Annotated in this window: 22 protein-coding genes and 1 pseudogene; 5 read left to right on the top strand and 18 right to left on the bottom strand. The window is 58.5% G+C overall.

Going from position 1 to position 21,350, the window contains the following annotated elements:
* Nucleotides 1-12 precede the first annotated feature (12 nt).
* Nucleotides 13-966, top strand: coding sequence for an AraC family transcriptional regulator (locus tag V6942_RS17750; RefSeq protein WP_333501582.1), 954 nt, complete (start codon nucleotides 13-15; stop codon nucleotides 964-966).
* Between the two features lie 16 nt (nucleotides 967-982).
* Here the strand turns inward: V6942_RS17750 and V6942_RS17745 are convergent, their stop codons facing one another.
* Entirely contained in the window at nucleotides 983-1,291 is a 309-nt protein-coding gene (locus tag V6942_RS17745; protein WP_333501581.1) for a hypothetical protein, read from the bottom strand.
* 393 nt (nucleotides 1,292-1,684) lie between these two features.
* Here V6942_RS17745 and proX point away from each other — a divergent pair, with 393 nt between their 5' ends.
* Nucleotides 1,685-2,680: a glycine betaine/L-proline ABC transporter substrate-binding protein ProX gene (gene proX, locus V6942_RS17740; protein WP_420107856.1), complete on the top strand. Its 996-nt coding sequence runs from the start codon at nucleotides 1,685-1,687 to the stop codon at nucleotides 2,678-2,680.
* Between the two features lie 47 nt (nucleotides 2,681-2,727).
* Here proX and catA read toward each other — a convergent pair whose 3' ends face one another.
* From catA to V6942_RS17670, 14 genes are all read right to left on the bottom strand, one after another.
* On the bottom strand, nucleotides 2,728-3,654 hold the full coding sequence (catA, locus tag V6942_RS17735; protein WP_333501579.1) for a catechol 1,2-dioxygenase: 927 nt from the start codon (nucleotides 3,652-3,654) through the stop codon (nucleotides 2,728-2,730).
* 37 nt (nucleotides 3,655-3,691) lie between these two features.
* A complete protein-coding gene (catC, locus tag V6942_RS17730; protein WP_333501578.1) occupies nucleotides 3,692-3,970 on the bottom strand; it encodes a muconolactone Delta-isomerase in 279 nt (92 codons plus the stop codon).
* Nucleotides 3,971-3,981: 11 nt separating this feature from the next.
* The gene (locus V6942_RS17725; RefSeq protein ID WP_333501577.1) at nucleotides 3,982-5,094 is read right to left on the bottom strand and encodes a muconate/chloromuconate family cycloisomerase; all 1,113 of its coding nucleotides are present in this window, start codon (nucleotides 5,092-5,094) and stop codon (nucleotides 3,982-3,984) included.
* A complete protein-coding gene (locus tag V6942_RS17720) occupies nucleotides 5,081-6,361 on the bottom strand; it encodes an MFS transporter (protein WP_420107855.1) in 1,281 nt (426 codons plus the stop codon). Before V6942_RS17720 ends, V6942_RS17725 begins: the two co-directional genes overlap by 14 nt.
* 84 nt (nucleotides 6,362-6,445) lie before the next feature.
* Nucleotides 6,446-6,934, bottom strand: a complete 489-nt coding sequence (locus V6942_RS17715) for a flavin reductase (protein WP_106930286.1) — start codon at nucleotides 6,932-6,934, stop codon at nucleotides 6,446-6,448.
* A gap of 10 nt (nucleotides 6,935-6,944) precedes the next feature.
* A complete protein-coding gene (locus tag V6942_RS17710) occupies nucleotides 6,945-7,877 on the bottom strand; it encodes a PDR/VanB family oxidoreductase (RefSeq protein ID WP_333501575.1) in 933 nt (310 codons plus the stop codon).
* Nucleotides 7,878-7,888: 11 nt separating this feature from the next.
* Nucleotides 7,889-8,623: an SDR family NAD(P)-dependent oxidoreductase gene (locus tag V6942_RS17705; RefSeq protein WP_333501574.1), complete on the bottom strand. Its 735-nt coding sequence runs from the start codon at nucleotides 8,621-8,623 to the stop codon at nucleotides 7,889-7,891.
* A gap of 10 nt (nucleotides 8,624-8,633) precedes the next feature.
* A complete protein-coding gene (locus tag V6942_RS17700; RefSeq protein ID WP_106930292.1) occupies nucleotides 8,634-9,116 on the bottom strand; it encodes an aromatic-ring-hydroxylating dioxygenase subunit beta in 483 nt (160 codons plus the stop codon).
* Complete coding sequence (locus V6942_RS17695) at nucleotides 9,117-10,427, bottom strand: aromatic ring-hydroxylating dioxygenase subunit alpha (RefSeq protein WP_333501573.1); 1,311 nt, start codon at nucleotides 10,425-10,427, stop codon at nucleotides 9,117-9,119. It lies immediately after the preceding gene.
* Nucleotides 10,417-10,968 carry a nuclear transport factor 2 family protein gene (locus tag V6942_RS17690; RefSeq protein ID WP_106930296.1) on the bottom strand — a complete coding sequence of 184 codons (552 nt, stop codon included), beginning with the start codon at nucleotides 10,966-10,968 and terminating at the stop codon, nucleotides 10,417-10,419. Before V6942_RS17690 ends, V6942_RS17695 begins: the two co-directional genes overlap by 11 nt.
* 11 nt (nucleotides 10,969-10,979) lie before the next feature.
* Nucleotides 10,980-11,339, bottom strand: coding sequence for an IacB protein (locus V6942_RS17685; RefSeq protein WP_106930298.1), 360 nt, complete (start codon nucleotides 11,337-11,339; stop codon nucleotides 10,980-10,982).
* 21 nt (nucleotides 11,340-11,360) lie between these two features.
* The gene (locus V6942_RS17680; protein WP_333501572.1) at nucleotides 11,361-12,488 is read right to left on the bottom strand and encodes an acyl-CoA dehydrogenase family protein; all 1,128 of its coding nucleotides are present in this window, start codon (nucleotides 12,486-12,488) and stop codon (nucleotides 11,361-11,363) included.
* Nucleotides 12,489-12,587: 99 nt separating this feature from the next.
* On the bottom strand, nucleotides 12,588-13,712 hold the full coding sequence (locus tag V6942_RS17675) for an amidase (protein WP_333501589.1): 1,125 nt from the start codon (nucleotides 13,710-13,712) through the stop codon (nucleotides 12,588-12,590).
* A gap of 333 nt (nucleotides 13,713-14,045) precedes the next feature.
* Complete coding sequence (locus V6942_RS17670; RefSeq protein ID WP_333501571.1) at nucleotides 14,046-14,519, bottom strand: MarR family winged helix-turn-helix transcriptional regulator; 474 nt, start codon at nucleotides 14,517-14,519, stop codon at nucleotides 14,046-14,048.
* 313 nt (nucleotides 14,520-14,832) lie between these two features.
* On the opposite strand from V6942_RS17670, the pseudogene hpaX reads away from it, so the two are divergent.
* A pseudogene (gene hpaX / locus V6942_RS17665) lies at nucleotides 14,833-16,161 on the top strand (4-hydroxyphenylacetate permease); the annotation flags it as partial.
* 53 nt (nucleotides 16,162-16,214) lie between these two features.
* Here the strand turns inward: hpaX and V6942_RS17660 are convergent.
* Together V6942_RS17660 and V6942_RS17655 are read right to left on the bottom strand one after the other, a co-directional pair.
* On the bottom strand, nucleotides 16,215-18,323 hold the full coding sequence (locus tag V6942_RS17660; protein WP_333501570.1) for a TonB-dependent siderophore receptor: 2,109 nt from the start codon (nucleotides 18,321-18,323) through the stop codon (nucleotides 16,215-16,217).
* Between the two features lie 149 nt (nucleotides 18,324-18,472).
* Nucleotides 18,473-18,727, bottom strand: a complete 255-nt coding sequence (locus tag V6942_RS17655) for a GlsB/YeaQ/YmgE family stress response membrane protein (RefSeq protein ID WP_106927628.1) — start codon at nucleotides 18,725-18,727, stop codon at nucleotides 18,473-18,475.
* A gap of 269 nt (nucleotides 18,728-18,996) precedes the next feature.
* Between V6942_RS17655 and ycgR the strand changes: the two genes are divergently transcribed.
* Complete coding sequence (gene ycgR / locus V6942_RS17650) at nucleotides 18,997-19,728, top strand: flagellar brake protein YcgR (protein WP_106927630.1); 732 nt, start codon at nucleotides 18,997-18,999, stop codon at nucleotides 19,726-19,728.
* Here the strand turns inward: ycgR and emtA are convergent, their stop codons facing one another.
* The gene (gene emtA, locus V6942_RS17645; protein ID WP_106927632.1) at nucleotides 19,729-20,340 is read right to left on the bottom strand and encodes a membrane-bound lytic murein transglycosylase EmtA; all 612 of its coding nucleotides are present in this window, start codon (nucleotides 20,338-20,340) and stop codon (nucleotides 19,729-19,731) included.
* A gap of 93 nt (nucleotides 20,341-20,433) precedes the next feature.
* Between emtA and ldcA the strand changes: the two genes are divergently transcribed.
* Nucleotides 20,434-21,348 (top strand): muramoyltetrapeptide carboxypeptidase, encoded by a 915-nt coding sequence (gene ldcA / locus V6942_RS17640; RefSeq protein WP_333501569.1) that lies wholly within the window; start codon nucleotides 20,434-20,436, stop codon nucleotides 21,346-21,348.
* Nucleotides 21,349-21,350 lie beyond the last annotated feature (2 nt).

The raw sequence follows: 21,350 nt of genomic DNA, 5'->3' as shown, positions 1-21,350 counted from the left end.
GGAGTTGCGACAATGTCACTGAATACCCCTGATATGATTAGCGAACTGCTGCGCGGCATGCGTCTCTCCGGCGTCAACTATCGTCGTTTTGAGGCCAGCTCGCCGTTTGGCGTCTCTTTCGGCGACGTTGCCGGCAAAGCCCAGTTCCATTTTGTCAGTCGGGGGCCCGCGATTCTGCAAATGCAGAGCGGTTCACGCTTTACCTTAAACAGCGGCGATGCGGTGTTTATTCCCAACGGCGAAGGCCATGCCCTGCTTTCTGACGATGCCGCCACCGTTACGCCCATCACCGATTACCCCAGTGAGCCGATCTGCAGCCAGGTCCACGATATCCACTGTCCGCATTGCCCTGAGGGTGAGAATGTCGTCATTTTTACCGGGTGTATGAATTTCGAACTCGGCGGCATGCAGCCGCTGGTGAAAGCCATGCCGGAAGTGATGATGGTCAGCAGCCTGATGTCTTCCCGGCCGGAAATACAGGCGCTGTTGTCCGCGATGGAGCGGGAATCGTTGAGTCGCCAGGTTGGGTTTGCCGGGATACTCGCCCGGCTAGCCGACGTCGTGGCCGCATTGATTGTGCGTGGGTGGGTCGAAGCCGGGTGCGGTAAAGCCAGCGGCTGGGTGCAGGTGCTGCGCGATCCGCGCCTGAGCCGGGCTATCTATGCCATGCATCAACGGCCCGGCCTCAACTGGAGCGTAGCCGATCTGGCGAAAGAGGCAGGCACTTCGCGTTCGGTATTCGCCGAGCGCTTTCTGTCCGCCACCGGCACGACGCCGGCAAAGTACCTTGGCGAACTGCGAATGCGACTGGCCGTTCAGTATATTGGCCAGGAACAGCAGGCGATCGAAACCGTCGCCCTGAAGCTCGGCTACGGCTCGGTGGCCGCGTTCAGCCGGGCATTTAAACGAGTGGTCGGCCATTCGCCGGGCGCGCTGCGCGAAGCTGAGCACGCGCCGCCGCAATAGCCATTATAAAGAGCGCTTACAGATACTGAATAACCACTTCTTGTAACTGCGGGTCACCCGGCAGCGTGCGATGGCTAACGGTACCGACGCTGCGCATCAACGGTGTATCTGCCGAGGCGGTCAGCGCCACCTGCTGCACCCGATGTTCGCCGCTGCGATAACAAGCGATCTCCAGCCCCTCGCGTGCGGCCGTCACGCCGCAGCCGCCTTCAACAATCTGGCCGACAAAGTGAATTCTTCCCGACGATGCGCCCTTTTCCGCCTGCGCGCTCCCCGCAAACGTCAGGCCTGCCAGCGCCAGGCAAAGCATACGTGCTGTTTTCATCTTCTAACCCCACATCCTGTGAGAAATCTTCGATATCGCGCGGTCACTCACGTCGATACCGCCGTCACCCCTTCCCCTCACCGTCCGCGGCGTTCAGGGGAATGATGTTCTCGACTATATCGCTGATAAATAGCGTCCGATATCCGTCATTCCTCGTATTCACCGCTCTATAGCGCACGCTTTCAGCCTTTATTTTCAGATTATCCTTAGCTCCAGAATAAGCGTATCCGCACTATTACGGCTTGCCTACCCGACGCATTATGTTAGTGTTAAATAATTGTTATAAATATCAGGAGGACGTATTCGTCAGACCTCTCTTTATTTCCGTTGTCGTGCTCGCGGAAATAATCTGCCGCCTCTGGCTTAACACACCAAAATAACAAGGTCACTATGATGCAAACACCCACGTTGCGCGCGCTGACGCTGGCCGCGCTGTTCACCTCACCGACGCTTTTTGCCGCCAGCCTTCCGGGTACCGGCATCACCGTTCACCCCGTGCAAAGCACCCTACCGGAAGAAACGTTTCAGACTGCGCTTATCAACCGCGCGCTGAAGCAGCTTGGCTATGACGTTGCCCCGACGGAAGAAGTGGAATATAACGTCGCCTATACGGCAGTTGCCGCCGGAGATGCCACTTATATGGCCGTTAGCTGGCTGCCGATGCAGCAGAATATGTATGACGCCCGCGGCGGTGATGCCACGTTCTACCGTCAAGGCACGTATATCAGCAATGCTGCCCAGGGATATTTAATTGACAAAAAAACTGCCGATAAATACCACATTAGCGATATTTCCCAGCTCAAGGACCCGCAGCTGGCGAAATTATTTGATGCGGACGGTGACGGTAAAGCTGATTTAGCCGGCTGTAATCCAGGATGGGTGTGCGGTTCCGTGATTGATACGCAAATAAAGGCCTATGGTCTGAGCAATACGGTGACCCAGAATCAGGGAAACTACTCCGCGATTATTGCCGATACCCTTACGCGCTATAAAGCCGGTAAACCCGTACTGTATTATACCTGGACGCCCTACTGGGTAAGCGATGAGCTGAAGCCCGGGACCGACGTAGTGTGGTTAACCGTTCCGCACTCCGCCAACCCGGGGCAATTCAAAGAACAAAATACCGCATTAGCCAACGGCAAGAATTATGGCTTCGCGGTTAACAATGAATACATCGTTGCCAACAAAGCGTGGGCGGCCAAAAACCCGGCGGCGGCAAAACTGTTCGCCGTCGCGAAGCTGCCGCTGGCCGACGTCAACGCGCAAAATCAGCGGATGCACCAGGGCGAATCTAGCGCGGCCGATATTCAGCGCCACGTCGACGGCTGGATTCACGCCCATCAGACCACCTACGACGGCTGGATCGCGCAGGCTCTCGCCGCGCAGTAGCGAGCAAAGCAACGTCCCGGCGCGCGCAGCCCGCGCGCCGTCCTCGTTTACTCCATCACGCGCGCGCGTTTACCGCGCTGTTCTTCATCGCGCTGCGTGGCGGCCACCAGCACGAAGTCGAAGCTGACCTCGGTGTGCGGCACAGGAATATCGCGCGCCTGCGCCAGCTGGCCGTCGGTGATTTTCAGCGGATCGGCGATCAGCTCTTCGCGCGTGGCAAAGGCAAAATCATCCCACAGGTAGGCGTCGCCGTTGAGGTTAATCTGCGTGGTCAGGTGCTTGTATCCCGGCGCGGAAACAAAGAAGTGCACGTGTGCCGGGCGATTCCCATGACGGCCCAACTGGTTGAGCAGCTTCTGCGTTGGGCCATCCGGCGGGCAGCCGTAGCCGCACGGTACGATGCTGCGAACGGCATAGCGCCCCTCGGCGTCGGTTTCAACCCGCCGACGCAGGTGATATTCGCTTTGTGATTGATCGAAGAACGAATAGCCGCCGAGCGTATTGGCGTGCCAGATGTCCACGATCGCCCCCGCCACCGGCTGGCCGTCGTGACGGGTCACCCGCCCGTGCAGCCACATCGGCTCCCCCGCCTCGCTGCCGTCGTCCATTCGCGCAAATCCTTTGCTGAGCGGCGCACCGGCCACGTACAGCGGCCCTTCAATCGTGCGCGGCGTGCCCACATCAAGACCCTCGGCCGCCTCTTTTTCGTCCGCGCGCATATCGAGGTAATGCTCCAGTCCCAACCCGGCGGCCAGCAGCGCGGCCTCTTTACGCTCGCCCAGCGCGTTGAGATAGTTCACCGCCAGCCAGAACTCTTCATCACTGATATCAAATTTCTTAATGGTCTGGCACAGGTCGCTCAGTACCTGATACATAATGGCTTTAAAACGGTCGTTGCCGAGTTCGGCATTCAGGCCGCTGCTGATCGCCAGCAGAGACTCCAGTTCGCTCTGTTTTGCAGGATTAACGGACATTGCGTGTTCCTCTTTTTTTGTAGGGTAAGGTGTGTTGTTAGTGAATTGACGAGGGATGACGGCACAGCGGCTGCACGCCGATCGTCATAAACGGATACAGCGGTAGCGCCGTTAACAGATCGTGCAGTTCCTGGTTATCCGCCACGTCAAAAATGCTGACGTTGGCGTACAGCCCGGCGACCCGCCAGATATGCAGCCACTTCCCCTCACGCTGCAGGCGCTGGGAGTATGCCTTTTCTTGCGCTTTGATCTCATCGACCTGCTCAGCGGGTAGCGACAGCGGAATATTGACGGTCATTTCAACTTTAAACAGCATGCGAATATCCTTTAATGTCGGGCGTAATAACGCAGTTTTTCTTCATCAATCTCGACGCCCAGGCCAGGCCCTTGCGGCAGGGTGACCTGCCCGTCGCTGAACGACAGCGGCTGCGTCACGACGTCGTCTTTCAGCAGCAGCGGGCCAAACATCTCGGTCCCCCACTGCAGGTTGACGGTCGACCAGGCGTGTAGCGACGCAACCGTGCCGAGCGTGCCTTCCAGCATGGTGCCGCCGTACAGCGCCACACCGGCGGCCTGCGCGATGTGCGCAAGCTTAAGCGCCTGCGCCGGGCCGCCGGCTTTGGCGATTTTTAAGGCGTAGGCACCGGTGAAGCCGCCGCTGGCCAACGCATAGCCATCGTGACCGGTCGCGACCGCCTCATCGGCAAGGACAGGCAGCGTAAAGCGCTGGCTCAGGGCAATCAGTCCGGCGCGGTCCCATAGCGGAATCGGCTGCTCGACCAGATCGATACCGCCGTCCTGAAGCTGACGCATTCCGTTAACGGCGGTAGTAAAATCCCACGCCTGATTGACGTCCACGCGAACGCTTACCGCATCGCCCAACGCCGCCTTAATCGCCAGCGCATGGGCGATATCGGTTTTCAGCGATCGGGCACCAATTTTCAGTTTGAAGGTATCGTGCCGCCCTTCCGCCAGCAGGCGTTTGCCCTCTTCGATATCTTTACCGGTATCGCCGCTGGCCAGCGTCCACAGCACCGGAAGACGTTCGCACAGCGCGCCGCCTAGCAGCGCGCTCACCGGCAGACCCAGTAGCTTCCCTTGCGCATCAAGAAACGCCGTTTCCAGTGCCGATTTGGCGAACGTATTGCCCTTTACGCTGGCGTTCATCTTCTCGGCCAGCGACGCCACGCCGCTAAACCGCTGCCCGCAGAGCAGCGGCGCCAGGTAAGTTTCCATCGCCGAGCGAATAGCCTCCGGGCTTTCCGCACCGTAGCTCAGGCCGCCAATAGTGGTGGCTTCGCCCCAGCCGACTACGCCCTCAGCGCACTGCACCCGCACCAGGGTTAGCGTCTGGCAGCCCATCGTCGCCATCGACAGCTTGTGCGGGCGAACGGTGGGAATGTCCACCAGCCAGCAGGTCAGTGATTCAATCGTTAACATCCGTGACTCCAGCATGAATAGGTTGTGATTTCGCCGCAGGCAGGCCGATCAGCGCCACCCACGCCAACAGCGCATAGCCCACCAGCAGCAGAGAGACCGGCCACGACGCATCGAAGGCCATCAGCAGCGCGACCGCCAGCATCGGGCCCAGCCCGCCTGAAAAGATCGACCCCACCTCATGGCCCAGCGCCAGTCCGGAATAGCGCACGCGCACCGGAAAAAGATCGCTCATGATGCACGGCTGGGTGCCAATCATCGCGCCGTGACAGACCGGCAGACCGAGGAACATGGCCAGCATAATTGCCGGGTAGCTGCCGGTGGAAAGCAGCCAGAAGAAGGGGAACGCCATCACCAGCAGACCGATAACACCGATGTAATAAACCGGCTTCAGGCCAATGCGATCCGACAGCGCGCCCCAGAATAAAATCGAGAAGAACTCTACCAGCATCGCCAGCGTCACGGCGCTGATGATCTCACCGGTGCCGATGCCGATGTGTTTGGCGTACACCACTGAAAAGGTAAAGAAAATATAGGAGGCGCCGTTTTCCGGCAGCCGCAGCGCAATGGCCTGCAGCAGCGCTTTAGGGTGCTCGCGCACGATAACCAGCAGCGGGATTTTTTCATGCCCATCTTCCGGTTTTGCCTGCACAAAAGCCCGGCTCTCACGGATGTTCTTGCGGATATAGATCCCCACCAGGAAGATGACGATGCTGAGTACAAACGGCACGCGCCAGCCCCAGCGCATAAAATCACTCTCCGGAAGCTGCTGCACCAGATAGAAGGCAAAGGCCGACAGCACGAAGCCGCCAGAGACGCCCATCTGGCTCCACGCGGTGTAAAAGCCACGGCGCGAGGCGGGCGCGTTCTCGCTCAGCATCAGCACTCCGCCGCCCCATTCGCCGCCGGAGGCCACACCCTGTAAGAAACGCAGAATAATCAGCGCCAGCGGCGCCCAGATCCCCACCTGCGCGTAGGTCGGCAGCAGGCCAATCACAAAGGTGGTAGCCCCCATCAGCGTCAGGGTCATAATCAGGGTCATTTTGCGACTATAGCGATCGCCAATGTGACCAAAGACGATGCCGCCCAGCGGACGCGCCAGAAAGCCTACCGCAAACCCGGAAAACGCCAGCAACGTGCCCTGTAGCGGATCGCCGCCGACCGGGAAAAAGAGCGGGCCGAACACCAGCGCCGCCGCGGTTCCATAGAGAAAGAAGTCATACCATTCCAGCGCGTTGCCCAATACGGATGCCATCACCAGTTTGCGCATTTGCTGGGCATCGCGCCGCGCATCAGCGGTCGTGAGCGCAGTTGCAGAAACGACATTACTCATCCGGCGTTCCCCCTCTTGACGTTATGCCTCGTGTCCGACCGCGTGATAGCGACGGTTAAAATAGACCAGCCCGCGCGGCTGCTCGCTGCAGCGAATCGCCTGGACCCGACAGTAAAAGACCGAATGGCTGCCGACTTCATGGCAGTCATCAATCAGGCAGTCGAAGCTGGCGACCGCCGAACGGAGCACCGGTGCGCCGCTGGCTAACACCTGCCAGCTGTCATGGCAGAAACGCTCCTCGGAACGCAGGCTGGCGTTGGCAAAAATGCCGGACAGCGTCTGGTGTTCGCTGGAGAGCACGTTGACGCACAGCGCGCCGTTGCGCTTAAAGTGCGCGTGAGCAAACGAGTGACGATTCATACAGACCAGCAAAGTCGGCGGCTGGTCGGTGACGCTGCACACGGCAGAGGCGGTAAAGCCAAACTTGCCCGCCGGGCCATCGGTGGTAATCACCGATACCGCGCTGCCGAGCTGCGCCATGGCGTTACGAAATTCGATTTGCAGAGACATAGCGAGATCCTCAAAGATCGATAATCAGACGGGCGCTTTTAGCGCGGGAACAGCACAGTAAAATCTGGTCGCCGTCGGCCTTTTCGTCGTCGGTCAGATAGTGGTCACGGTGGTCCGGTTCGCCTTCCAGCACGTCAGTCAGGCAGCTGCCGCAGATCCCCTGCTTACAGGAAACGCACACCTTCAGCCCCGCCAACGCCAGCGCCTCGACGATGGTTTGATGGCTCGCCACCTGCACGGTCATACCGCTGGCGGCGGCCACGACCTCAAACGGCTGGCCGCCGCTGTTGACCTCAGCGCTGAAGCACTCCTGATGAACCCGATCCGGTGCATAGCCCAGCGCCGCCGCCCGTTCGCTCACGGCATCCATCAGCCGCGCGGGGCCGCAGACGTAAACGTGCGTCCCCTCAGGCACGTCGCACAAAACCGCATCGAGGTGAATTCGCTGCTCGTCGCTGAAATGCATGTGAACCTGCGGCGCATAGGCCGCTGCCTCCAGATGTGCGGCAAACGCCGCCTCTGCGCGCGATTTGGCGCAGTAGTGCAGGCTGAATGAGCGCCCGGCGGCACGTAACTCCTCCGCCATTGCCAGCATCGGCGTAATACCGATGCCGCCACCAATCAACAGGCTATGTGTAGCCTGCGCATCCAGGGCGAACAGATTACGCGGCTCGCTCACCCGGATGTCATCCCCTTCGCGCAAGGCGTGCGCCGCCAGCGACCCGCCCTGCGATTGGCGGTCTTTCAATATGCCAAGCTGGTAGCAATTGCGCTGCTGCGGATCGCCGCATAGCGAATAGGGGCGCACCAGTTCGTCACTCAAATGCACATCGATATGCGCCCCGGCACTGAACGCCGGTAACGCCCGGCCATCCGGGTGAGCCAGCGTCAAGAGCACAACCTCGCCGTGCAGCTCACGGTGAACAATCTGTAATGTCAGCATGACGTTCCCCCTTAACGCATAAACAGCCCGCCGTTAATGTCCCAGGTTGCCCCGGTGACAAACGACGCCTGTTGGTCTGCCAATAGCGCAACCGCTCGGGCAACAAATTCCGCCTCGCCGAGTGCACCAACCGGGATCATTTGCAGCAGCCCTGCCAGCTTTTCTTCCGGCACCAGCGCGTGAACCGCCGGTGAATCAATCGGCCCTGGCGCGATGGCGTTAACGGTGACGCCAGATTTGGCCAGCTCACGGGCGAAAATTTTGGTCAGCGTCAGGATGCCGCCTTTCGACGCTGCGTAGTGCGCCCCGGAAGCGGTGCCGCCGTTCTGCCCGGCCAGCGACGCCAGGTTGATAATCCGGCCATAGCCACGACGGGCAAAGTAGCGCCCCATCGTCTGACAGCCGACGAAAGTCCCGCGCAGGTTGGTGGTCATCACCCGGTCAAATTCGTCTACCGTGATGTCCATGACCGGGGTTGCCAGCGTCAGTGCAGCATTGTTCACCAGCACCTGAAGACTGCCGAACCGCGCCTCGGTAGCGCCCAGCGCACGAGTAAAATCATCCGGTCGACAAATATCCAACCCCATCGCCAGCACACGGTCGCTGTCGAGCGTTTCTGCCGCCGCCTGCGCACGGGCCGCGTCGACGTCGGTCAATACCACCTGGAACCCCTGCTCCAGCAGGTGGCCAGCAATCACATTGCCCAGACCGGCGGCTGCGCCGGTGACTAATACGGTTTGCATCATGGACGGTTCCTCACAGGATGTAGCCGATGCTGTGCAGCACATCGTCGCTGTTGACCAGGCGAATCACCTTCTGCTGAATGCGCCATCCCTGCGCCTGCGGCACCAGATGCCAGGTGATATCGGCCGCATAGTGGCGGCTGTGCCCTTTACGGTGCTCCCACAGCGACTGCGCGCCGCGTACCACCACCTGATGTTCTCCCGCCTCCAGCAGGCGGAAACGCGATAGCGTGCGCAGCGTGCGCGCACGTGGGGTCGTTGAAATCGACTCGCCGCTGTACAAGCGCTTCACTCGCCGGGCGCGCATATCATGGTCATCGCAGGCGTAATTGAGCGTGTTTTTAAAATCAGTCTCCTGCGGATCGATCGGCACCACGTAAAGGCCTTCCGGTAGCCAGAGATCCAGCCAGCCGTCGAATTCCCCCTGATCGAGAAGATCGCCTTCCAGATTGATCAGTGCGATGGCGTTAAACAGTACGGACTCCTCGGTTGTCATCTACGCGTTCTCCGTCATTAATTTTTTCCACTGCTGATAGGCCGCACGCATGCCGGTTTCGGCGCTGACGTCGCTACGCAGGCCGTCGTCAGTGCGGTACTCACCGGCCAGGCCACGGTTCAGCATGATCCACAGATCGTCACCGGCGGTGGCCCCGCGCTGCACGCGCTCCCAGGCCTCAGAGTCATCCGGCGTGCCGAAGCCCATCGGCCCCTGGAAGTGCTCGTGCAGGCGCAGCCGCGCCTGGTTGGCCATTTCCGGTCCACCGTCCATGGTGATCACCGCGTGGTGAATTTCGGTTTCGTTCACCGATACCGGCTGCAGGACGCGGAAAAAGGCCATTGAACAGGCAATGTTAGGGAAAATATTGAGGTTGAAACCGGAGCCACCGACCGCGCGTACGATGCGCCTGACCTGCGTCTCGTCATATTCAGCTCGCAGCGCATCGGCTAACTCAACAAAGCGCTCCGGAATCGGCGAATCCAGATTGGCCTCCAGATCCACCAGCTCCGGGATCATCACCATCACGCTGTGGCCGTTACCGAGATCTTCGACGTAGCCGCTGCCATCAACAAAGTTGAGCATCTCTTCGGTCTGCTTATCGACCGAGCTTAAAAATGAGCGATGAACCACCGGGAAGTGATAGCCGTCGGTGGTATTTTCCAGCTGAATTTTCCAGTTGCCGGGAAAGCGGAAACGGTGCGCGGGGCCGGTTTTGATCGGGAAGCCCGCGCCCTGCTTCATAAACAGGTCCATCCACTTTTTCGCCGCGCCGAGGAAATCGTCCAGCGGTTCGATATGCTCGTTAAAAGTGGCGAAAATCATGCCGGCATACTGTTCGGTACGCAGCGAAACCAGCCCTAGCGCGCCTTTTTCTAGCTGGTCGGCATAGCTTTCCGGATGCGGTACGCCGCGCAGGCTGCCATCGAGCGCGTAGCCCCAACCGTGGTAGGGGCAAACGAAGCTGTTCGTTTTACCGCTGCGATGCTCGCAGACGGTGGCCGCACGATGGCGGCAGCGGTTAAGCAACGTGTGCACGTTGCCTTTGCGGTCGCGAACCACGATCACCGGCTGCGTGCCGATTTCCGTGGTCTTAAAGCTGCCCGTCTCCGGGATTTCGCTGGCATGCGCGACCCAGACCCAGGTTTTGCTGAAAATGCGGTCCAACTCCAGGCCGAACAGCGTTTCCGAGTTATACAGCGAGGTATGCACGCGGTCATGCTGGACCAGCGCGGCAATCTGTTCACGGCTCGGCGCGATGGGCGCGGCGGCATCGATATTTTTTACCTTAATGAGGTGGTCACACTGCATGTCCATTCTCCTGCACGTCTGCGACGGTCTGATGTTGATCCGGCACGGGGAGTAAATCTTCGGCGTGCCAGTGCGTTACGGGGCGGCTAAACAGGTTGCGGGTGGTAAAATGACGCATCACCATCTCCCCCGCCTCGCGCCGAAAGGTGACGTTCAGCTCGGCGGCGTTAAGGTGCGCCCCGCCGGCGTTAAAGGCTGAGGTCTGCAGCATCAGCCAGCGGCCGTGCAAATCGCCGCTGGCCGTGATGCTGAGCGCCTCGGAGCACAGGAAATGTGCATTCATGGCGAAATGTGCTGGCTGACGGACATAGCCCGCCATCATGCCGACGATGGCTTCGCGCCCCTGATGACGCCCCAGGCGGGCGGCGTAAGGTTCGCCAACGCCTTCCCAGCAGGCGTCAACGCTGAACAGTGCGCCAATAGCGTGAACGGTGTCGGCATCATCCAGCCGATCGCAAAGATGCATATACTGGCTAATGCACACCCGCGCGGCCTGCTGATCTTCAAGCTGCTGTAGGCGCAGCGCATCCTGAGAAGTCATCACGCGCTCCGTTAACCCTGAATGATCAGTTCGCGCCCGACGCGGGCTTCAATTTTGCAGTACTTCCACAGCTTGCTGCCGCTGTCGCCCACCGGCGTCGTGCGGAACAAATTGCAGACCGCAGCGACGTTCTCCAGCGCCTGCGCATCGGCCAGCACATAGGTTGTCCACGGGGCGGTCGTTGACGGGCCAACCATCAGTTGGTCGTCATCCATATTGCCGATAACCGAAATTCCCGGCGTCTCTTCCATCCCTTTCATCATCACGCCGAAGGCGGCCCATACCTGCTTGGCTTCTGCCGCGCTGGCGTCAAAGAAGTTCTGGTTTACGCCGATACAAAACAGCACGCGTAATTTGTTGGATTGGCTCATTTGTTGCTCCTTAATTAACAATCACAGGTAACCCGGCAGCGGTTTACCGCCGAAAAAGACCGTGCCCGCATTGAGATACGAGAGGTCGCCCATAAAGGCATGTTGGGTAATCACCATCGTGTCGCGGACGTAGCGCTGTAGCGGGCTGGTCATGGCGACCCCGCCCATTCCGTTGAGCGCCAGCGCCTGGCGCGCCACGTCGGCCGCAACGCGCGTCACGTGGGTGGAAGAAAGCCGTAGCGCGTTGACCTGTTCGCAGCTGGGATCGTCCCCGGCGAGCAGGCGTTGCCAGACATCATCAATGGCGTCATAAAACCAGGCGCGAGCAGCGCGCAGATCGGCTTCACAGCGGGCAATCTGCATCTGCGCCTGCGGGCGGTCGGCCAGACGCGGCGCACCGGTCACCGACTGCTGGCGATGGGCGATGGCATAAATTTCATTAAGCGCGGCGCGGGCCACGCCGAGCGACACAACGGAGAGCACCTGCGTCGCCAGCGACAGCACCGGGTAGCGGTACAGCGGCCCTTCCAGATTCAGCGTGCCGCCGTGAATAAAGGTCCACGCGTCCGGAACAAACGCGTCGTCAACCAGCAGGTCGTGACTGCCGGTTCCGGCGAGGCCGACGGTATCCCACACCGGGTCTATCTGGACGCTGGCGCGCGGCAGCACCGCCATGCGCGGCAGAGGCTGTTCGCCGTCCGGCAGAATCCCCACTCCCAGCACCGACGCCCCCATACTGCCGCTGGCAAAACTCCAGCGTCCGCTGACCCGGTAACCGCCGTCGACCTGACGCGCTTTCTGCGTCGGAAAAATGCCGCCCGCGAAGACCACGTCCGGGCCATCGCGATAGAGTTCCTGCAACGTTTCCACCGGCAGTGCGCCAAGGTAGAACGGGCTCATACCGAAACTGGCTACCCAGCCCGCCGAGCCGTCGGCGGTGGCTATCTGTTCAATCAATTCACAAAACTGCGCGGGCGTGCATTCGTCGCCGCCGTAGATTTTCGGCACCAGCGCCCGGTAAACGCCCACCTGTTTGAAGCGGGCAATGATGTCGTCAGAAATATGACGTTGATGCTCAAAATCGGCGCTGCGGGAAGCAACTTCGCTCAGCAGCGGGGCCAGCGTTTCATGGACGTGGGCGGCAGACATAGCGTTCTCCGGATAGTAGTCGCGGCCGTTCGCAGGACGAACGCAGCCGCAATGAGTCGAACTCACTGAGTCATCAGGGATAGCAAAACAGGGTAGTGATTAGTGACGTCGTCGGGCCATCAGCCACTCGGCGGCCTGTACCAGCAGCCCCTCGTCGCCTTTACGAGCGACCAGCTGTAGGGCGATTGGACGGTCGCGCAACGCGCCCATAGGCAGCGTCAACGCCGGGTGACCGCTGAGATTAAACGGACGAACTAAGCGGGTAAGATTCACCACGCTCAGCGGATCGTGGGCTTCGGCAAGCGTGGGCGGCAGTTCTGGCAGCGTCGCCAGCGCCAGCAGCGGCGTTTCGGCCAACCGCGCATCCACTTCCGCGCGAAAGCGCTGGCGGACAGTTTCCGCATCCTGCAACGCCTGTGCGCTGACCGATTCCCCCGCGCGGATCCGGCTGGCAACATCGGCAGAAACCTGACCGCTTGCCAGCAGCGGGCCGAGCGCGCGCCAGTTCTCGTGGTTAATCAGGGTCAGCCCGGCGCGATGAGCATCGTCGAGCAGCGTCAGTTCGGCGCTGCGCGGGTGGACCGCCAGCCGGCAAAGACCGGCAAGCAGTTCGCCGTCAATATCCGGCTGCGCGGCGGCGATAAAGGCGATGTCGGGTAACGCGGTCAGCGGCGCGCCAACGGTGACGTTAAGACGATTCAGCGCCTGGCGCAGAACGTCCGCTTCACGGGCAAAAAGGCCCACGCAGTCCAGCGAGCTCTCGGCGGGCATCACCCCCTGACGGCTCAACACGCCGTAACCGGGCTTCAGCCCGAGCACCCCGCAGCAGGCGGCGGGCATCCGTACCGATCCGCCGGTGTCGGTACCGAGGGCAAAATCCACCTCACCGGCGGCGACAACCGCCGCCGAGCCGCTGGACGAACCGCCGGGAATCAGCGCGGGGAAATGGGGATTCAGCGGCGTACCGCCCCAGGGGTTAATGCCGGTCACGCCGAACGCCAGCTCGTGTAGCGCGGTTTTTCCATCTAACACGCAGCCGCTGCGCAACAGCATGTCCACCACTCTGGCGTGCTGCCGGGCGACGGGCGCGTGGGCCAACGCCGGGCAACCGGCCTGGGTGCGGTGCCCCGCAACGTCCAGCGTATCTTTCACGGCAAAGCGCAGATCGCCTTTACCGAGGGTAAAACGTTCGACAAAACCCTTGCTCTCACAAACTGGCTGCATCATTGACACCTTGACCAGAAAAAATGAATCATATTCAGGCACGCCGTCATTGCGGTTTTTTTATCCTGATAAGCGTGTTTTCACTATGGAACATTTAGATGAATATTCAAGTAATATTTCACGTTATTTTTACTATGAAATAACAATGCATTAACCTTTTAATAATAAGGGTTACTTATGCAGTTTGATGAAATATAAAGCAATATTGGGCATTAGGGCGGGCGCTGCCGTCACGAAGCGATCGCGACGGCAGTGTGTAAATATTGTTTATTTACAGTTGGTTATAGATATTTTCTACGCAAGTCACAGTTTTGCGATCGCGAGGAGGAAGGGTCAGAGTTCGTTAAGATTATCCAGCACTTTCGCCAGTGACTGGTTCATTTTCTCCACCTGTCCAGGGCTCATGCCCTTAAAACCTTTATCGAATATTTTACCCACCAGCGGCATAGCTTCCGCCACTTTCTGCTGACCGGCTTCGGTTAGCATCACCATCGTTACCCGCGCATCGCTGGGGCTGCTGGCGGTAACCACCAGGCCGTCATCGCGCAGGCGGCCGACAATTTTGGTCACCGTGGGCATTTTAGCCAGCGCGTATTCGGCGATTTGCGAGATGCTCGCCTGGCCGTACTGGTGCGTGATCATCAGCACACGAAAGCGCGAGACGTCCAGCGCAACCTTCTTCAGGGCCAGTTCCACGGTTTGGGTGTAACGGGCGTACACGTTAACAATCCAGTAGAACGGAAACTCTTCACGATGAAACGCGGCGCCCATCGCGCCCTCGCCCGCTGTTTTTTTTAGATTACTCATGCGTTTCCTTACCCCAACATGTCGCAGATTTTTCGATTATACCCTGTGTCTTTCCGCCCGTCCCAGCGCGGTTGCGCCGTGGGCCTCCCCTTGATGAATATTGACGCGACAGAGATCGCATTATGATTCACAAATGCCACACACATAACAATTAAGTATCATTTATCACACACAAAATTGACACTTCCGGCGCGCGTTCTCTATACGTTAGCCAGCCTGTACGACCCATAATCATAATCACAATGTGGAGCTTTTCATGAACGATAGCCCTTCTCTGGAACCGACACCGTCTTCTGCGTCATCGCCGTTCAACGCGCGGCAGCAGGCGGTTATCAATAAGTTGTTCCGCCGCCTGATCGTGTTTTTGTTCGTGCTGTTTGTCTTTTCCTATCTCGACCGTATTAACATCGGTTTTGCCGGGCTGACCATGGGCAAAGACCTGGGGTTAACCAGCACAATGTTCGGGCTAGCCACCACGCTGTTTTATGTGATGTACGTGGTATGCGGAATCCCGAGTAACGTCATGCTGACGATCGTCGGCGCGCGCCGCTGGATAGCCATCCTGATGATTATCTGGGGGATTGCCTCCACCGCCACGCTGTTCGCGACCGGGCCTAACAGCCTGTACGCTCTACGAATGCTGGTGGGGATCGCCGAAGCCGGGTTTTTGCCCGGCCTGCTGTATTACCTGACCTATTGGTTCCCTGCCCATTATCGTGCCCGCGCCAATGCGCTGTTTATGATTGCCATGCCGGTCACCATGGCACTCGGTTCGCTCGCGTCCGGGTACATTCTCAATATGGACGGCCTGCTCAATCTGAAAGGCTGGCAGTGGTTGTTCCTGCTTGAGGGCTTCCCGTCCGTTCTGCTTGGTCTGGTGGTCTGGTTCTGGCTTGACGACAGCCCGGCGAAGGCGAAATGGCTGACCGACGACGATAAGGCCTGCCTGCACGAGATGCTTGAAGCCGACCGGCTTAACGCTCTGCAAACCTAAAGCGCCATCCAGGCGGCCTCTGTCGGGCAAAAAAGTGTGCTGCGCGAGCTGCTAACGCCAACCATTATTCTCTACACGCTGGCCTACTTCTGCCTGACCAATACGCTCAGCGCCCTCAGCGTCTGGACGCCGCTGATTCTGCGCAGCTTTAACGCAGAGAGCAGCAACGTCACCATCGGCCTGCTGAGCGCCATTCCTCAGGTCTGCACCATTGTCGGCATGATCTGGTGGAGCAAACGTTCCGATCGCCGCAACGAACGGAAGCTGCATACGCTGCTGCCGTATCTGTTTGCTGCGGCCGGCTGGGTGCTTACCGCCACCAGCGTCCATCCGTACTGGCAGTTTACCGGGATCGTCATGGCCTCGATGGGAGCCTTTGCGGCAATGGTTATCTTCTGGACGACGCCGGACCGCGCGCTGTCGCTGCGCGCCAGGGCACTCGGCATCGCAGTGATTAACGGCACCGGCATGACCGGCGCTGCGCTGGGGCCGCTGCTGATGGGCATAATGAAAGACGTGACCGGCAGCTTTAATGCCGGAATCTACATGGTTGCCGCCTTCCTGGTACTGGGCGCCGTCATTGTCGCCTTTATCCCGATGAAGGCGGCCCCACGCCAGACGGCGGGCGTCGGCGTAACCGCAGCATAAAAAGTAGGCCGGATAAGGCGTTTACGCCGCCATCCGGCCTACAACACTCACGATCAGAAGGCGTAGCTTGCGCCCACCTGCACCGTACGATCGCGGCCAATCCAGCAGTTAGTGCTGTCATAGCAGGTCAGCGTTTCTTTGTTGGTGAGGTTCTGCGCGCTGGCTTTCAGCATCAGGCCTGCCAGGCTGCTGTCCACCGCAGACATATCGTAAGACAGCGACATATCGTACTGCGTTGTTCCGCCCAATTTACCGGCCTTGTTATCCGGAGAGATTTCCATCGGCCCGGTATAACGCGCCCCTGCGCCGATCGTCAGCCCACGAACCAGGCTCTGGTCGAAGGTATAGTCCCCCCACAGGTTGAAGGCATTTTCCGGCACCTGCGTCGGACGTTTTCCTGGGTAGGTCTCATCCTCGGTGTTGATGGCGTGGGTGTAAGCGTAGTTGGCGATCAGGTTAATATTGTCGGATGGACGACTGATAACCGACAGTTCGGCCCCTTTGGATTCAATTTCTCCGGTCTGGCGGTACACCCAGCTCGGGTCTGCGCTCAGTACATTTTTCTGCCGGATGTTAAACACCGACGCGGTAAAGGTTGTGGCATAGTCTGCCAGCAGGTATTTCACGCCGCCCTCCACCTGCTTGCTGGTGGTCGGTTTCACCTGTTCAGCCGTCAGACCGTTGGCCGGTGATACCGGTTTGAAGCCCTCTGAGTAGCTGATAAAGGGCGACAGCCCGTTGTCAAACGCATACAGCATCCCCAGACGCTTGGTGACCCGATCCTGGGAGATCCACGCTTTCCCATCGTTATTCAGATAGTCGGTAGTCGCAGACTGGTAGTCGTCATAGCGCAGGCTGGCGAGAATATTCAGACCGCCCCAGGCCATCTGATCCTGCAGGTAGTAGCCCTTTTGGTTGTACGAAAGGCGATTTTTCTGCGCGGTATAAAGCCCCAGCGCCGATTCATTCACCTGACCAAAATCCGGGGTACGCATATCGATACCCGGAGTGGTCGATGCATAGCGATAGTGATAATGCGAATTCAGCTTCTGATAATCAAATCCGGCCAGCAGGTGGTGCTGCCAGTCGCCAAGCGTCAGCGTCCGCGTCATCTGGTTATCGATATTGAAGCTGTGCAGATCTTCGTTCGTGGTATAGGCAAAGCGGTTCAGCTCATAAACCGGATTCCCGGTATTCCCGGTGGAATAGACGCTCTGCTGATGACTGTCGATATCAAAGTAACGCGCCTTCTGCGCGATTCCCCAGCCGCTATCAAACTGGTGTTCAAAGCTGTAGCCCACCATCCACTGGCGCTGTTTGAAGCCGTTCCAATCGTCGCCGGCAAAATCGCGTTTATTGGCGTAACTGGAGCGTAAATAGGACAGCGGCATCGGGTTAGATGGCGTCAGGCTCGGCGTATTTTGCGCCAGCGCATCCAGCGTCAGGCGGGTTTTATCGCTCGGTTGCCAGGTCACGCTGGGGGCCAGCAGATAATCTTCATAGCGAGTGGTGTGCGCCTGGTCGTCACCCTCGGTCGCTTTGCCCAGCAGGCGATAGCTCCAGTCGCTGTCAGCAAGACGGCCGGTCGAGTCCAGATAACCCTCTTTAAGGTTGCGAGTACCGGTATTGAAACCCACTTCCGTGCGCGGCGTGGTCTGCGGCTTTTTCCCCTGTATGTTCACTAGCCCGCCTGGCGAACCGCTGCCATAAAGCACAGAGGATGGCCCTTTAAGGATGTCGACGCTGTCAACCAGCAGCGGGTCAATCCGTGCTTTGGTATTCCCCGTGACGTTATAGGGCAACTGGAGTCCGTTATAGAATTCGTTATCGACGTTGAAGCCGCGAATCTTGTATTCGCTCATATAGGTCGTGCTGCCGCGTGACTCGGTCGCGACGCCGGGAGCATAACGCAAAATCTCATTCAGCGAAGTGGCGTGGCGCAGGCTGATTTCATGCTGGCTGAGGGTGTTGATCACCTGCGGCGTTTTACTTTCCGCAACCGCCGATTTGGTGGCGCTGTTGGTCCAGCCAGGCAGGTCGCTCCCCTCGCCGGAAGCGGTGACCACCATCGTGGTTTCATTTTTATCAGCATAGGCCTGCGGCGCAAGGGCGAGCGCGATCATTCCAGAAAGCGCGCAGAGACGAAAAACGGCGTGATTCATTATCGTTATGTCCAAACAAAACAAAGAACGATAATTATTATCATCCGCATTTGATATTCAACACTAAAATAAGAAGGGATTTAGAAATGTGATTTGGATTGGATTTTTACGCCAGCAAGAAACGGCCCCTTGCGGGGCCGTCGGGGACATTATTCGCGGCGAATCAGGCGGAATACCGCCAGCACAACGATGGCGCCAACCACGGCAACCAGGAAGCTGTGCAGGTTAAAGCCAGTCACGCTACCACCAATACCGAATGTGGTAGCCAACCAGCCGCCCACAACCGCACCAACGATCCCAAGGATACAGGTGAGGATAAAGCCACCCCCATCACGCCCCGGCATAATCAGTTTGGCAATAACACCGGCAATCAGACCAAAAATAATCCAGGTAATAATACCCATTTTCCCACCTCTCCTGTTTCCATTAACAGCCATAAAAGCGCCGACATTCTGCGCCGCTAATGTTTCAAGTATAGGTAATTGTTCTTAAAAAACCTGGCCGGGCGATGATATTTTATGCGCATGGATACGAAAATTGACGTAGGCACTGTCTTCAGCCCGCGGTATCGCGCAAATCTGTTGAGATGTTAAATATTTTCATTTAGAGGCTGAAGTTCTGTTTACCGCCGCCGATACCCCTTTAAGAGCCTGCCCTTCAGGAGCCATTTCAGGTGAGTGAGCATAACGCACAGTTTCTTAAACAAAATCCATTAGCCGTATTAAATATTCTGCGCGATCTTCAGCAAGCTAATGCCGCGCTGCGCGTGAGCTGGTCTTCGCGCCAGTTTATCAGCCGTATTCTTGATGCCAGCCAGAACCGGCTGGTGATTGATTTTGGCAGCAGTGAAGAAGACAACGATGCCGCCAGAACGGCAAGAAATCTCAGCATGGTGGCCGAAACCAACGGTGCGAAAATAGAATTCACCGTCGCGCAAATGCAGGTGGAAAACTATCAGGGGCTGCCGGCCTTCAGCATGCCGACACCGCCCGCGCTGTGGTTTATTCAGCGGCGCGAGTTTTTCCGCATCCCTGCGCCGCTGTATCCCGCCTACTACGGCGTCGCAAAGCTGCCGGACAAAAGTCCGCTGCGTTTTCGTTTGTTCGATTTATCGCTTGGTGGCATGGGCGCGCTGCTGGATGCACCGCCGCCGGAAAGCCTGATGCCCGGTATGACGCTGAAAGAAGTCGAGCTGGATATGGGACCCTGGGGACGTTTTCGCTGCGATGCGCAGCTGCTGGCGATCAGTGAACGCAAGCTGGTGGACAGTAAAAATGAAACCATCGTGACGCCGCGTCTGAGCTTCCGTTTTCTGCATATGAACCCGGTGCTCGAACGCTCGCTCCAGCGGATTATTTTCTCACTGGAGCGAGAGGCCCGCGAGCGGGCCAACAACGTCCGTTAACTACATGGCGTCCATCGCTTTCTGTACCTTCCAGATATAACGCGGTGCCTGCGGTGCCGGGTGGTTTTTCACGACGTGGTCAAAGAATTCATCCTTGTCCAGTTCGTTAATTTCGGCAATCGCCTTTTTCCTGTCCGATGAGAAGGTGCGCAGCAGCGCACCTGCGCCGTTGGCGTAAGACACCACCAGCGCATATTGCATCACTTCCGGGTCGTTAATTCCCGCCAGCGAACCGTGTTCCAGTATGCTCAAGTAGGCCGCGCCCATGGAAATATTGCGCTCCGGATTTTTCAGCTCGCTGGTCGACGGTTGGCCGCTCCAGCCCATATGACGATAAACATCCAGCCCGGAGGTGGACGCTTTAAGCTGCATCAGCCCTACCGCATTGGATTTACTGACCAACGTTGGGTTGCCGCCGGATTCCACGGCGATAATCGCGGTGATCAGACGCGGGCTGACGCCCCATGCCGCACCGGCTTTCTCGCTAATTGGCATCCACTGCATCGCTCGCTTCACCGGCACCTCAGGGTTCCAGGGTGGATTACGGTAATCCGATTTAGAGCTACATCCGGCGAGTAATACAATTAAAAAAGCAAACCATCTCAATTTCACGCATCTATCCTTTTAGCTGAACTTTGCTGCCGTTAATGACAACCATGGGCTCAGGCGGCATGATACTCGTTTCATACTCTGCAAGGAAATGCCATGTCTCAGTTTCATCTTATCGCCCCTTCCGGCTACTGTATTAACCAATCCGCCGCGCAGCGCGGGGTATCGCGATTAGAAGACGCTGGACATCAGGTGGTTCATCAGCAGGTCATCGCGCGGCGCGATCGTCGCTTCGCCGGTGATGAAAATGCGCGGCTGGCCGATATCAACAGCCTCGTTACGCTCGCGGGTAAAAACCGCATTGTGATGCCGGTACGCGGCGGCTACGGTGCCAGCCGTCTGCTGGACAACATCGACTGGCAGGGCTTAGCCAACCGCCAGAAACACGATCCGCTGCTGATCTGCGGGCACAGCGATTTTACGGCCATCCAGATGGGGCTGCTGGCCCACGGCAATGTGATCACCTTCAGCGGGCCGATGCTGGCAGGCAATTTCGGCGCAGAATCGCCAGAACCCTTCACCGAGACGCACTTCTGGCAGGCGTTAACCCGCCCGGAGTATTGCATCGAGTGGGCGGGCGATGGCCCGAACTGCGATACTCAGGGCACCCTGTGGGGCGGCAACCTGGCAATGATGACCTCACTTATCGGCACCCCGTGGCTGCCGGACATCCGTGACGGTATTCTGGTGCTGGAAGATATTAACGAACATCCGTTCCGCGTCGAGCGCATGCTGTTACAGCTACTCTATGCCGGGATCCTGCCGCGCCAGCGAGCGCTGGTGTTGGGCAGTTTTAGCGGCGCGACGCCGAATGATTACGATGCCGGCTACGATCTTAACGCGATGTACGACTATCTGCGTTCCAGGCTGTCGATCCCGGTCATTACCGGCCTCGATTTTGGCCACGAACCGTGCACGGTGACGCTGGCGCTGGGTGCCCATGCGCAGTTGACGCATTCACTCGGGCGTTCCACGCTCACCGTCAGCGGACACCCGGTATTAACTGAATAAAA

The sequence above is a fragment of the Kluyvera genomosp. 2 genome (assembly GCF_036759865.1).
Lineage (GTDB): Bacteria > Pseudomonadota > Gammaproteobacteria > Enterobacterales > Enterobacteriaceae > Kluyvera > Kluyvera ascorbata_B.
Note: the sequence above shows the minus strand (reverse complement) of the source record. Positions and strands in the feature narration are given on the sequence as shown.

What these genes read in the sequence shown, in the direction of transcription:
- V6942_RS17685 (WP_106930298.1), bottom strand. Translation starts at nt 11,339, where the DNA reads ATGAGCCAATCCAACAAATTACGCGTGCTGTTTTGTATCGGCGTAAAC.
- V6942_RS17675 (WP_333501589.1), bottom strand. Translation starts at nt 13,712, where the DNA reads ATGCAGCCAGTTTGTGAGAGCAAGGGTTTTGTCGAACGTTTTACCCTC.
- V6942_RS17680 (WP_333501572.1), bottom strand. Translation starts at nt 12,488, where the DNA reads ATGTCTGCCGCCCACGTCCATGAAACGCTGGCCCCGCTGCTGAGCGAA.
- V6942_RS17655 (WP_106927628.1), bottom strand. Translation starts at nt 18,727, where the DNA reads ATGGGTATTATTACCTGGATTATTTTTGGTCTGATTGCCGGTGTTATT.
- V6942_RS17700 (WP_106930292.1), bottom strand. Translation starts at nt 9,116, where the DNA reads ATGACAACCGAGGAGTCCGTACTGTTTAACGCCATCGCACTGATCAAT.
- V6942_RS17750 (WP_333501582.1), top strand. Translation starts at nt 13, where the DNA reads ATGTCACTGAATACCCCTGATATGATTAGCGAACTGCTGCGCGGCATG.
- V6942_RS17725 (WP_333501577.1), bottom strand. Translation starts at nt 5,094, where the DNA reads ATGTTAACGATTGAATCACTGACCTGCTGGCTGGTGGACATTCCCACC.
- catA (WP_333501579.1), bottom strand. Translation starts at nt 3,654, where the DNA reads ATGTCCGTTAATCCTGCAAAACAGAGCGAACTGGAGTCTCTGCTGGCG.
- V6942_RS17745 (WP_333501581.1), bottom strand. Translation starts at nt 1,291, where the DNA reads ATGAAAACAGCACGTATGCTTTGCCTGGCGCTGGCAGGCCTGACGTTT.
- ldcA (WP_333501569.1), top strand. Translation starts at nt 20,434, where the DNA reads ATGTCTCAGTTTCATCTTATCGCCCCTTCCGGCTACTGTATTAACCAA.
- V6942_RS17690 (WP_106930296.1), bottom strand. Translation starts at nt 10,968, where the DNA reads ATGACTTCTCAGGATGCGCTGCGCCTACAGCAGCTTGAAGATCAGCAG.
- V6942_RS17670 (WP_333501571.1), bottom strand. Translation starts at nt 14,519, where the DNA reads ATGAGTAATCTAAAAAAAACAGCGGGCGAGGGCGCGATGGGCGCCGCG.
- V6942_RS17695 (WP_333501573.1), bottom strand. Translation starts at nt 10,427, where the DNA reads ATGCAGTGTGACCACCTCATTAAGGTAAAAAATATCGATGCCGCCGCG.
- V6942_RS17715 (WP_106930286.1), bottom strand. Translation starts at nt 6,934, where the DNA reads ATGTCTCTGCAAATCGAATTTCGTAACGCCATGGCGCAGCTCGGCAGC.
- proX (WP_420107856.1), top strand. Translation starts at nt 1,685, where the DNA reads ATGCAAACACCCACGTTGCGCGCGCTGACGCTGGCCGCGCTGTTCACC.
- V6942_RS17710 (WP_333501575.1), bottom strand. Translation starts at nt 7,877, where the DNA reads ATGCTGACATTACAGATTGTTCACCGTGAGCTGCACGGCGAGGTTGTG.
- V6942_RS17705 (WP_333501574.1), bottom strand. Translation starts at nt 8,623, where the DNA reads ATGATGCAAACCGTATTAGTCACCGGCGCAGCCGCCGGTCTGGGCAAT.
- V6942_RS17720 (WP_420107855.1), bottom strand. Translation starts at nt 6,361, where the DNA reads ATGCGCAAACTGGTGATGGCATCCGTATTGGGCAACGCGCTGGAATGG.
- catC (WP_333501578.1), bottom strand. Translation starts at nt 3,970, where the DNA reads ATGCTGTTTAAAGTTGAAATGACCGTCAATATTCCGCTGTCGCTACCC.
- V6942_RS17660 (WP_333501570.1), bottom strand. Translation starts at nt 18,323, where the DNA reads ATGAATCACGCCGTTTTTCGTCTCTGCGCGCTTTCTGGAATGATCGCG.